Here is an 11,337-nt window from a genome sequence, read left to right on the forward strand (position 1 = left end):
CATCATGGAACTGGTTTTCGAAATGCTGAACACCAAGCAGTTCGTGCCCACGGAGTTGAGCAGCAAAACCTTCAAGCAGGCCGGCGGGGTGATCGGGCGGGGTGAGGATTGCGACTGGATCATTCCGGACCGCAAGCGTCACCTGTCCAATCACCACGCGATCGTCAGCTACCGCGACGGTACGTTCTTCCTCACCGATACCAGCAGCAATGGTATCCAGGCCAGCGACAGCGGCGCGCGCCTGCGCAAGGGCGAGCCGCAGCGTATCGAGCACGGCAGCATCTATGTGCTGGGGGATTTCGAGATCCGTGCGCGCCTGGTGCGCGATCCGGCGACCTTCGACGCCGAAGTCGGGCGTCCGCAGGCCGCTGGCAGCATCATTCCCGATGACGCATTCCTCGACCTCGACCCGCTCAACGCGCTGGATCAGCAGGAGCGGGTGTATTCGGAAATCGACGAGCTGACCGCGCTCAACACGCCGCGCCAGGAACCACGCCAGCGCGCGGACTATGCGCGCATCGACATGGAAAGCCTGCTGGTGCCGGAACTGGTGGCGCAGCCCGAGGCGCCGGTCGCCGTCGAGCCGGCCCCGGTGGAACGCCAGAGCGAAGGCTTCTGGGAGCATTTCGGCGCGGCGCTGGGGGTGGACCTCAAAGGCCTCGACCACGACAGCCGCGAAGCCCTGGCGCTCAATGCCGCGCGCCTGCTCAAGCAAAGCATCGGTGGCCTGCAGCAGAGCCTGCGCACCCGCAGCGAGCTGAAAAACGAACTGCGCCTGGCCCTGACCACCGCCCAGGGCGGCAGCAAGAACCCACTGAAGTTCGCCGTGGACGCCAGCGAAGCGCTGGGCATCCTGCTGCAAGGCAACAAGCCTGGCCAGCTGCCGGCCGAGCAGGCGATCTCCCGTGCCTTCCGCGATCTGCAGGCGCATCAGGTGGCGCTGCTGACCGCCAGCCGCGCGGCCGTGCGCGGCACCCTCGAGCATTTCTCGCCGCAGCAGCTGACCCTGCGTTTCGAGCGCGACAACAAGCCGTTGCTGGCCACCTCCGGCAGCCGCTGGAGAGCCTACAACCGCTATCACCAGGCCCTGCGTCAGGACGATGACTGGAGCGAACGCCTGCTGGCCCGTGACTTCGCCCAGGCCTACGAAGAACAGATCCGCCTGATCTCCACCCTTCACACCGAACACCAAGGATGATGCGCATGTCTCGCTGCTCGACCCTGTTACTCAAGACGCTGGCCATGCTGACCGCCCTGGCGTTGCTGGCCGGCTGCTCGTCGCTGTCGCCGTACTCGACCATGACCAAGCTCAACCTCAAACTGACCGCCAGCGACCAGCTCAACCCGGACCTCAACGGTCGCCCGTCGCCGATCGTGGTGCGGCTGATCGAGCTCAAGCATCCGGTGGCCTTCGAGAACGCCGATTTCTTCAGCCTCTACGAGCGCGCCAAGGAGTCCCTGGCCCCGGACATGGTGGCCAGCGAAGAGCTGGAGCTGCGTCCGGGTGAAACCGTGGAACTCAAGCTCAGCGTCGAAGAAGGCAGCCGTTACGTCGGCGTGCTGGCGGCCTACCGCGATATCTCCGAAGCCCAGTGGCGCTATGTGGTGCAGCTCACTCCGGTGGAGCTGACCGAAGCCGACCTGACCCTCGACCAGGCCGGTATCCGCACCAGCAACGCAACGCTCGCCAAGGCGGACAAGTAATCATGAACGTGCATAAAGTCATTTGGCAGGAAGGCATGTTGCTGCGCCCGCAGCACTTCCAGCACAACGATCGCTACTACGACTACCAGATGAAAACCCGCACCCAGTTGCTGGGCAGTTATTCCTGGGGATTCCTGAGCCTGGAGATCGACCTGCAGTTCCTCAACATGGGCAAGCTGGTGATCAGTCAGGCCTCCGGCATCCTGCCCGACGGCAGCCTGTTCGAGCTGGGCGGCAACACCGAGCCGCTGGCCCTCGACGTGCCGCCGAACACCGGCAACACCCCGGTCTACCTGGCCTTGCCGCTGGTGACCGGCAACCACATCGAGTCGCGCCGTCCGGAGCAGTCCGACGTGCTGGCGCGCTACACCGCCTACGAGGCGGAGGTGGCCGACTCCAACGCCGGCGACGATTCCAGCAGCCAGGTCAGCTGTGCCCGGCCGGACTTCCGCCTGCTGCTGGGCGAGCAACAGAGCGACCAGGCCTATGTGAAGCTCAAGCTCTGCGAAGTCCTCGACACCACGCCCGACGGGGTGATCAGCCTCGACCCGGACTTCGTGCCGACCTTCATCCACGCCCATGCCTCGAGCTACCTGCTGTCGTGCCTGAAAGAAGTGATCAGCATGCTCAGCCACCGCGGCGACACCATTGCCGACCGGATCCGCTCCAACGGCAAGGTCGGCGGCGCCGAAGTCGGCGACTTCATGATGCTGCAACTGATCAACCGCACCGAACTGCTGCTGCGCCACTACCTGGGCCTGGAGCAGGTGCACCCGGAAGAGCTGTACCGCACGCTGCTGACCATGCTCGGCGATCTGGCGACCTTCGCCAGCGACAGCAAGCGCCCGCGCCTGGACAGCCGCTACCAGCACAGCGACCAGGGCGCGAGCTTTCGCAAGTTGATGGACGCGATCCGCCAGGTGCTGTCGATGGTGCTCGAACAGCACGCCATCGAGCTGGTGCTGCAGGCGCGTCAGTACGGGATCATCGTGTCGCCGTTGCACGACCACAAGCTGCTGGGTTCGGCCTCGTTCGTCCTGGCCGCCAGTGCCAACTGCGACTCCGAAGAACTGCGCCATCGCTTGCCGGCGCACCTCAAGGTCGGCCCGGTGGAGCGGATTCGCCAGCTGGTCAACCTGCACCTGCCGGGGATCAAGGTCAAACCCTTGCCGGTGGCGCCACGGCAGATCGCGTTCCACTCCAACAAAACCTATTTCATCCTCGAACTCAGTTCCGAAGACCTGGCGCAACTGGAGCGTTCCGGCGGTTTCGCCTTCCACGTGTCCGGCGAATTCGCCGAGCTTGAACTGAAATTCTGGGCCATCAGGAACTGACCGACATGATCAAGGACATGGAACACAACCAGGACGACAAGACCGTCCTGCTCGATCGCCAGGGCCATGGCCCGGCGCAGAGTCCGCTGACCGATTTCGCCGCGCCGCCGCGCTTCGAGCAACTGGAAGAACGGATGATCTACGCCGCGCGCCTGCGCCCGGCCGAGGCCTTCAACATCAGCCTGAACGCGCTGGTGGCGGCGGCCTCGGACCTGTTGTCGGAAGTGGTGCGCCTCAAGCACAGCGACACCCGCGAAGACCTGTACGCGCTCAACGAGCGCCTGACCTCGGCCCTGAAGCTGTTCGAGGTGCGCGCCCTGCACAACGGCGCCGAAAGCAGCCAGGTCATGGCCGCCCGCTACGTGCTGTGCACCGTGGTCGACGAGGCGGTGGTCACCACCCCGTGGGGCAATGAAAGCGAGTGGTCGCAGATGAGCCTGCTCAGCAGCTTCCACAACGAGACCTTTGGTGGCGAGAAGTTCTTCCAGCTGCTGGACCGGCTGTCGAAGAACCCGGTCAAGCACCTGCCGATGCTGGAGCTGATGTACCTGTGCCTGTCGCTGGGCTTCGAGGGCAAGTACCGGGTCATGGCCCGCGGCATGCTCGAACTCGAAGGCATTCGCGATGCGCTGTACCGGCAGATCCGTCAGTTGCGTGGCGACGTGCCGCGCGAGCTGTCGCCACACTGGGAAGGCTTGCACGACAAGCGCCGCAGCCTGGTGCGCATCGTGCCGTGGTGGATGGTCGCGCTGTTCACGGTGGTCTGCCTGGTGGTGATGTATTCGGGGTTCGCCTGGGTTCTGGGCGAGCAGCGCGAGACCGTTCTGCAACCTTATCAGCAGCTTGACCCGGCCGTGGTCCAGCCCCAGCCGTAATACAGGGATGTGTGATGAAAAACTTCTTCAAGAAAGTCGGCGCCTTCCTGCGCAAGACGTGGGTCTGGACGCTGTTGCTGGTGCTGTTCGTGGCACTGTTGGTGTGGTTCGTCGGGCCGCTGCTGGCGGTCAACGACTACAAGTTCTGGGAAAGCGCGACCTCGCGCCTGCTGACCATCAGCGTGCTGTTCCTGATCTGGGGCCTGACCATGGTCTTCGTCAGCTGGCGCGCCGGGGTCCGCAAGAAAGAAATGGAAGACAGCGAAGACGGCCAGGAACGCCTGCGCCGCGAAGAGCTGATCGACGAGGAACAGAAAGAGCTGCGCAGCCGCTTCAAGGAAGCCATGCGCACCCTCAAAACCTCCAGCCTGTACCGCGGGCGCAGCGAGCGCTGGCGCAACGACCTGCCCTGGTACCTGCTGATCGGTCCGCAGAGCAGCGGCAAGACCAGCCTGCTGGACTTCTCGGGCCTTGAGTTCCCGATCAACAAGATCGACCGCAAGCTGACCCGCGACACCGTCGGCACCCGGCATTGCGACTGGTACTTCGCCGACCATGGCGTGCTGATCGACACCGCCGGCCGCTACCTGACCCAGCCCGACGCGGAAGTCGACGCCAGCGCCTGGAGCACCTTGCTCAACCTGCTGCGCAAGCGCCGTCGCGGGCGTCCGCTCAATGGCGTGCTGGTGACCATTCCGGTGGAGCTGCTGCTGAGCGGCAACGAGCAGGATCTCGAGACCCTGGCGCGCCAGGTCCGCGCGCGCCTGCAGGACGTGCACCAGAAACTGCATGTCGATGTGCCGGTGTACCTGGTGCTGAGCAAGGCCGACCAGTTGCTGGGCTTCGACGAGTTCTTCGACCAGCTGAGCCGCGAGGAAAGCGACCAGGTGCTCGGCACCAGCTTCCGCAAGGAACAGAACGGCACCGACGTCGCCGTGCTGCGCCAGGAGTTCGAAGAGCTGCTGCGGCGCCTGAACAGCCAGGTGATCATGCGCATGCACCAGGAGCGCGACACCCAGCGCCGTGGCCGCATCCTCGACTTCCCGCATCAGTTGGGCCAGATCGGCGAGCGCCTGTGCCTGTTCGTCGACATGGCGTTCACCGGCAACCGCTACCAGCGGGCCAGCCAGCTGCGCGGTTTCTACCTGACCAGCGCACCGCACCTGACCGAAAAGCTCGACCCCGACACCGCCAGCATCGGCGCCAGCCTGGGCATGGCGGCCGGCGTGCTGCCGACCCTGCGCAGCGGCCGTTCGCGCTTCATTCACCACCTGCTGAGCCGGGTGATTTTCCCCGAGGCCGACCTGGCTGGCCTGGACAAGCGCGAGCGTAATCGCATCCATTGGGGCCAGCGTGCGCTGTACGTTGGCGCGCTGGTGGCCCTGGCCTTGTTCGGCCTGCTCTGGGCCGGCGGTTTCTCCGCCAACTACGAGCGCCTGGAAAACCTGCGCTCCCTGGCGCAGAACTGGAACCAGCAGCGCACCGCGCTGACCGCCCGCGACGACGCGATGGCGGCGCTCAAGACCCTGGACACCAGCTTCGAAGCCACCAAGGTGTTCCCGGCCAAGGGTGATGTATCACTGCACGAGCGGGTCGGCCTGTACCAGGGCGAGGAAAGCAACCCGGTGGTGCTCAGCGCCTACGAGCGTGAGCTGCAAGCGCAGCTGTTGCCACGGGTGGCGCAGATGCTCGAAGGGCAGATCCGCAGCAACATGCGCGACCGCGACCGCCTGCTCAACAGCCTGCGGGCGTACCTGATGCTGAACATGCAGGATCGCCGCGATCCGTCCTGGCTCAAGGATTGGGTGGCCACTGATTGGTCGACGCGCTACGCCGGCAACACCGCGGTGCAGAACGGCCTGGGCGCGCACTTCGAACGCCTGCTCAAGCTGCCGTTCAGCTACCCGCTCAACGACACGCTGGTGGCCCAGGCGCGCCAGGTGCTGCGCAGCGAGTCGCTGGCCAACGTGGTCTATCGCGTGCTGCGCGAACAGGCGCGGAGCCTGCCGGAGTACCGCCTGAGCCAGCACCTGGGGCCGCAGGGCAGCCTGTTTGTCGGCACCGACTACGCGATCCCGGGCTTCTACACCCAGCAGGGTTACCAGCAGTATTTCTCGGTCCAGGGCACGGCGCTGGTCACCGATATCCTGCGTGACAACTGGGTGCTGGGCGAAGGCAGCGGCATCAGCGGCATGGACCTGCGCCGCCTGATGGTGGAGCTGGAGCAGCTGTACTTCCGCGACTACGCCAACTTCTGGAGCGAAGCAGTGGGCCAGGTCGGCCTGCAGCCGTTCAACGATGCCGGCGAAGGCGCCGATCAGGTCGCCGGCCTGACCTCGGCCAACTCGCCGGTGCTGCAACTGTTGGTGGAAGTGCGTGAGAACACCCGCTTCCAGGCCATCGCCGAAAGCGCCGAAGACGTGACCGCCGCGGCGGATAAAGCCGCCGAGAAGGGCGGGGCGCTGGGCAAGGTCGCGGCGGCTGCCGCGGGCAAGGCCCAGGAAGCTTTGGCCAAGAACCTGCCGGACACCGCGAAGAAGTCGCTGCAACGTCGCTTCGAACCGCTGCACCGCCTGCTGGATGACAACAACGGCCCGGCGGCGGACCTGACGCCAGCGCTGCAAGCGTTGAACGACCTGCAACTGCAACTGGCCGGCCTGGCCCGTGCCAGCGCGCCCGAGCAGGCGGCGTTCGAAATGGCCAAGACCCGCATGAGCGGCCAGCGCGATGCCCTGAGCAACCTGCGCAACGCCTCGGTGCGCCTGCCGCGTCCGGTGAGCGTGTGGTTCAACGTGCTGGCGGAAGACACCTGGCGCCTGGTGCTCAACGACTCCTACCAGTACCTCAACCAGCGCTATCAGAGCGAGCTGTACAGCTTCTACGGCAAGGCCATCAGCAAGCGTTATCCGTTCAGCGCCCACAGCACCAGCGATGTCGCCATCAGCGACTTCCGCGAGTTCTTCAAGGCCCAGGGCATCGCCGATCGCTTCTTTGAAACCTACATGCGGCCTTTCGTCAGCGGCGATCCAGGCAACTACCGCCTGCGCAGCATCGACGGCCACAGCCTGCCGATGTCCAAGGTCTACCTCGACCAGATGGCCGCCGCCCAGGTGATCCGCCAGAGCTTCTTCTCGGAGAACCCGGCGGAGCCGCAGGTGCAGTTCAAGCTGGAGCCCTACACCCTGGACCCGGCGGTGAGCCGTTCCGAGTTCCGCTTCGGCGACAAGACCATGGAATACCGCCATGGCCCGATCGTGCCGGTGTCCTTCAAGTGGCCGACTGATGCCGAAGACGGTCGCACCAGCCTGGTGCTGGACAAGATGGCCGGGCGCCCGGTGGGTATCGAAAAGAACACCGGCCCCTGGTCGCTGTTCCGTCTGTTCGACCTGATGCAGACCGAGTACCTGACCGGCCGTGACGTGCTGGTGCTCAAGGCCGACCTGGGCGGCCTGCGCGCCAACTATCTGCTGATGAGCCAGCGCACGCCGAACCCGTTCGACATGGGCGTGCTGCGTACCTTCCGCATGCCGGTGCAGCTCTGATGCTGGTTGCCAGTACCTGGCGCAGCGCTGCGCGTACCGACCCGGGCAAGGTTCGGGCGCGCAACGAAGATGCCTTCCTCGACTGTCCGGAGCAGGGGCTCTGGGTGGTCGCGGACGGCATGGGCGGGCATCAGGGTGGCGACATCGCCAGCCAGTTGATCGTCGCCAGCCTGGCCGAGTTGCCGGCGCAAGACAGCTTCGACGAGCGGCTCAAGGGCCTGCGCCAGTGCCTGCACTGGCTCAACCGGCGCCTGGGCCAGGAGTTGACTGTCACCGCCGAGCGCCACGACAGCATCATGGGCAGCACCGTGGTCGCGCTGTTGCTGGAAGGCGACCGCGCGGCGTGCATCTGGGCCGGCGACAGCCGTTGTTACCTGTGGCGCGGGCAGCGTCTGTACCAGCTGTCCAAGGACCATTCGCTGCAGCAGCAACTGATCGACGAGCAGCAGATGAGCGTCGAGCAGGCGCGGGCCCATCCGGCGGCCAATGCCCTGACCCGGGCGGTGGGCGCCAGCGAGCAGCTGACCCTGGATGTGCTGGAGCTGCAGGTCTACCCCGGCGATGCCTTCCTGCTGTGCAGCGACGGCCTGTACCAGGGCCTGACCAGCGACGCGCTGGGCAATGCCTTGAGCCTGGCTTCGCCGCAAGTGGCGCTGGAGCGTCTGTTCGACGGCGCCCTGCGTGGTTCGGCGCGGGACAACCTGACAGCCGTGGTGATCCGCCAATGAGTGATCTCAAATCCGGTCTGGATAACATCCTGATGAGCGAGGAAGAGGCCAGCAACCTGACCTATTTCGCCTTCGCCAAGGCCAATGAGGCGCCGCGTCCCGTGGCGCCCAAGGCCAAGGGCAAAGGCCGCAACCGCTCCAGGAACCGCCCCCGCTCCAAGGCCCAGGCCGGGGCGCCGGTGGGCGGGTTGCCGGACGTATTGGCCGGACGTTACCGCCTCGAGCGCCTGCTCGGGGCCGGTGGCATGGGCGCGGTCTACCGCGCGCGGGACCTGCTGCATGAGCAGTTCGGCGATCCCGACCCTTACATAGCGCTCAAAGTCATGAGCGAAGAATTTTCCGAGACGCCGGATGCCAGCGCCTTGCTCTACAGCGAGTTCGCCCTGACCCGACGCCTGCGCCACCCGAACGTCGTGCGCCTGCACAGCTTCGAGGTGGACACCCAGTGCCAGCGCGCCTTCATCACCATGGAACTGATGCGCGGCCTGACCCTGGACAAACTGCTCTGCGAGCGGCCGTTGGGGCTGCCGTGGAAAGAGCTGCGCGATGTGGTGCGGCCACTGCTCGATGCCCTGGCGTACAGCCACGCTCGCGGTGTGCTGCACGGCGACCTGAAGCCGAGCAACGTGATGCTCTGCGAAGACGGCGTGCGGCTGTTCGACTTCGGCCTGAGTCAGGCCGAGGAGGGCATCCTTCCCGGCCTGCCGCAACTGAGCCGCAGCCGCTTCAACGCCTGGACGCCTGGCTATGCCGCCCCCGAATTGCTGGAGGGCGGCACCTTGTCGGCCAGCGCCGACCTGTACGCGGTGGCCTGTGTGATCTATGAACTGGCCTGCGGCAAGCACCCGTATCGCCGGTTGCCGTCGACCCAGGCCCGCGACGAACGCCTGGACCGCTCGCTACAGGCGCCCAGGCATCTACCCAGACACTGTTGGCCAGCCCTGCGCGCGGCGCTGGCCCTCGACGCGGCGGAGCGCACCATTTCCGCCCAAGCATTGCGCGACGCCATGCGCGCGGATTCGTCCTGGCTGCAACGCTGGTTCCATCGGCGTAACGGATGACCATCGAACAGGGAGCAAGCTATGTTCAATCCTTCCAATGAAACCCACTTCAGCCTGACGGTCGACGACTTCCAGGGTGACTTGCAGGTGCTGTCTTTCGAGGGGATCGAAGGCATCAGCCAGCCGTTCCGTTTCGATCTGGAGCTGGTCAGCGAGAACCCCGACCTGGACCTGGAAACCCTGCTGCACAAGCAGGCTTTTCTAGCGTTTGATCCGCAAGGCAGTGGCATCCACGGCCAGATCTACCGCGTGGCCCAGGGCGATGCCGGCAAGCGCCTGACCCGCTACAAGGTGTCGCTGGTGCCGCAACTGGCCTATCTCGAACACCGCACCAACCAGCGCATCTATCAGCAGCTGTCGGCGCCGAAGATCATCGCGCTGATCCTCGAAGAGCACGGCATCCAGGGCAACGCTTACCGGTTCCAGCTCGGCACCCCGTGCCCGGAGCGCGACTACTGCGTGCAGTACGACGAGACCGACCTGCACTTCATCCAGCGCCTGTGCGAAGAGGAAGGCCTGCATTACCACTTCCAGCACAGCCCGCAGGGCCATCTGCTGGTGTTCGGCGACGACCAGACCGTGTTCCCCAAACTTGGCCAGCCCACCGCCTATATCCAGGGCAGTGGCATGGTCGCCGACGAGCCGGTGATCAAGGGTTTCAACCTGCGCCTGGAGACCCGCACCCGCCGCACCACCCGCCGCGATTACGACTTCGAGAAGCCGCGCCTGCAACTGGAAGCGGCCTATAAACCCGAGACCGACAGTGAAGAACCGGACCTGGAAGACTACGACTACCCGGGCCGTTTCACCGACCGCGCGCGTGGCAAGTTCCTCAGCCAGCGCGCCCTCGAACGCCACCGTGCCGACTATCAGCAGGCCGAAGGCTGGGGCGACCAGACACGACTGGTCAGCGGCCACTTCCTGGAACTGTCCGAGCACCCGCGCAGCGAGTGGAACGACCTGTGGCTGCTGACCCATATCGTTCATGAAGGCAAGCAGCCGCAGGTGCTGGAAGAGTCGGTGACCAGCGACACCACCGACAACAAGGACGACTTCCACCAGGGCTACCGCAACCGCTTTCTCGCCACGCCCTGGCAGGTGTTCTACCGCCCGGCCCTGAACCACCCGAAACCGCGCGTCCTCGGCAGCCAGACCGCGGTGGTCACCGGGCCCAAGGGCGAAGAAATCCACTGCGATCAGTACGGCCGGGTCAAGGTGCAGTTCCACTGGGATCGCGAAGGCAAGGCCGACGACAAGACCAGTTGCTGGCTGCGCGTGTCCTCCAGCTGGGCCGGCGACCGCTACGGCGCCCTCGTCATCCCGCGGATCGGCATGGAAGTGCTGGTGACCTTCCTCGAAGGCGACCCCGACCAGCCGCTGATCACCGGCTGCCTGTACCACAAGGAACACCCGGTGCCGTACGCCCTGCCGGCGAACAAGACCCGCACGGTGTTCAAGTCCATGAGCTCACCAGGCGGCGCCGGCTACAACGAACTGCGCATCGAAGACAAAAAAGGCGCCGAACAGATCTTCATCCACGCCCAGCGCGACTGGGACGAAAACATCGAGCACGACCAGAAAATCCGCATTGGCCACGAACGCCACGACACCGTGGAAAAGAACACCTACACCGAACTCAAGGCCGAAGAACACCGCATCACCCACGCCGACCGCAAGATCGAAACCAAGGTCGACGACCACCTCACCGTGGGCGAAAACCAGCACATCAAACTCGGCACCGCGCAACTGACCAAAGCCGGCCAGGAAATCCACCTCAAGGCTGGCGCCAAGATGGTGATCGAGGCGGGCAGCGAACTGACGATCAAGGCCGGCGGCAGCTTTATCAAACTCGATGCCGGCGGCGTCACGGTGGTGGGGGCGGTGGTGAAGATCAATGCCGGGGGAGCGCCGGGGAGTGGGACCGGGATTGGGATCAAACCGCCGACGTTGCCGGGGTTGGTGGACAAGGACAAGGCGGGTGATTTGCCCCTGGTTGCACCTGGCAACACGCCCATGCCACCGCCACCCGTGTGCAAGGAATGCCTCGCCCGGGCCAAACGTAACAGCCAAGCCCTGGCGGCACGCTAAAGGAC

General features: G+C 65.3%; 8 protein-coding genes. All 8 read left to right on the plus strand.

The window, feature by feature from the left end; genetic code table 11:
* Window positions 1–4: 4 nt before the first annotated feature.
* Genes tagH through AC07PQ_RS15935 form a run of 8 tightly spaced genes read left to right on the plus strand, consistent with a single transcriptional unit; the run spans window position 5 to window position 11,332 of the window.
* Window positions 5–1,198 (plus strand): type VI secretion system-associated FHA domain protein TagH, encoded by a 1,194-nt coding sequence (gene tagH, locus AC07PQ_RS15900; RefSeq protein ID WP_493185872.1) that lies wholly within the window; start codon window positions 5–7, stop codon window positions 1,196–1,198.
* Between the two features lie 5 nt (window positions 1,199–1,203).
* Complete coding sequence (gene tssJ, locus AC07PQ_RS15905) at window positions 1,204–1,704, plus strand: type VI secretion system lipoprotein TssJ (RefSeq protein WP_007930268.1); 501 nt, start codon at window positions 1,204–1,206, stop codon at window positions 1,702–1,704.
* A gap of 2 nt (window positions 1,705–1,706) precedes the next feature.
* Window positions 1,707–3,038, plus strand: a complete 1,332-nt coding sequence (gene tssK / locus AC07PQ_RS15910) for a type VI secretion system baseplate subunit TssK (protein ID WP_007930267.1) — start codon at window positions 1,707–1,709, stop codon at window positions 3,036–3,038.
* 5 nt (window positions 3,039–3,043) lie between these two features.
* A complete protein-coding gene (icmH, locus tag AC07PQ_RS15915; RefSeq protein ID WP_007930266.1) occupies window positions 3,044–3,913 on the plus strand; it encodes a type IVB secretion system protein IcmH/DotU in 870 nt (289 codons plus the stop codon).
* Window positions 3,914–3,927: 14 nt separating this feature from the next.
* Complete coding sequence (gene tssM, locus AC07PQ_RS15920) at window positions 3,928–7,455, plus strand: type VI secretion system membrane subunit TssM (protein ID WP_493185873.1); 3,528 nt, start codon at window positions 3,928–3,930, stop codon at window positions 7,453–7,455.
* Window positions 7,455–8,183, plus strand: a complete 729-nt coding sequence (locus tag AC07PQ_RS15925) for a PP2C family protein-serine/threonine phosphatase (RefSeq protein ID WP_007930264.1) — start codon at window positions 7,455–7,457, stop codon at window positions 8,181–8,183. The genes tssM and AC07PQ_RS15925 overlap by 1 nt, the downstream gene beginning before the upstream one ends.
* Complete coding sequence (locus tag AC07PQ_RS15930) at window positions 8,180–9,244, plus strand: serine/threonine-protein kinase (RefSeq protein ID WP_493185874.1); 1,065 nt, start codon at window positions 8,180–8,182, stop codon at window positions 9,242–9,244. The genes AC07PQ_RS15925 and AC07PQ_RS15930 overlap by 4 nt, the downstream gene beginning before the upstream one ends.
* A gap of 21 nt (window positions 9,245–9,265) precedes the next feature.
* The gene (locus AC07PQ_RS15935) at window positions 9,266–11,332 is read left to right on the plus strand and encodes a type VI secretion system Vgr family protein (protein ID WP_493185875.1); all 2,067 of its coding nucleotides are present in this window, start codon (window positions 9,266–9,268) and stop codon (window positions 11,330–11,332) included.
* Window positions 11,333–11,337 lie beyond the last annotated feature (5 nt).

It is taken from the genome of Pseudomonas sp. GW821-FHT09E12 (genome assembly GCF_059416085.1).

Excerpts from the sequence above, each read along its gene's own strand:
- tssM (WP_493185873.1), top strand. The coding sequence starts at position 3,928 with ATGAAAAACTTCTTCAAGAAAGTCGGCGCCTTCCTGCGCAAGACGTGG.
- AC07PQ_RS15935 (WP_493185875.1), top strand. The coding sequence starts at position 9,266 with ATGTTCAATCCTTCCAATGAAACCCACTTCAGCCTGACGGTCGACGAC.
- tssJ (WP_007930268.1), top strand. The coding sequence starts at position 1,204 with ATGTCTCGCTGCTCGACCCTGTTACTCAAGACGCTGGCCATGCTGACC.
- AC07PQ_RS15925 (WP_007930264.1), top strand. The coding sequence starts at position 7,455 with ATGCTGGTTGCCAGTACCTGGCGCAGCGCTGCGCGTACCGACCCGGGC.
- icmH (WP_007930266.1), top strand. The coding sequence starts at position 3,044 with ATGATCAAGGACATGGAACACAACCAGGACGACAAGACCGTCCTGCTC.
- AC07PQ_RS15930 (WP_493185874.1), top strand. The coding sequence starts at position 8,180 with ATGAGTGATCTCAAATCCGGTCTGGATAACATCCTGATGAGCGAGGAA.
- tagH (WP_493185872.1), top strand. The coding sequence starts at position 5 with ATGGAACTGGTTTTCGAAATGCTGAACACCAAGCAGTTCGTGCCCACG.
- tssK (WP_007930267.1), top strand. The coding sequence starts at position 1,707 with ATGAACGTGCATAAAGTCATTTGGCAGGAAGGCATGTTGCTGCGCCCG.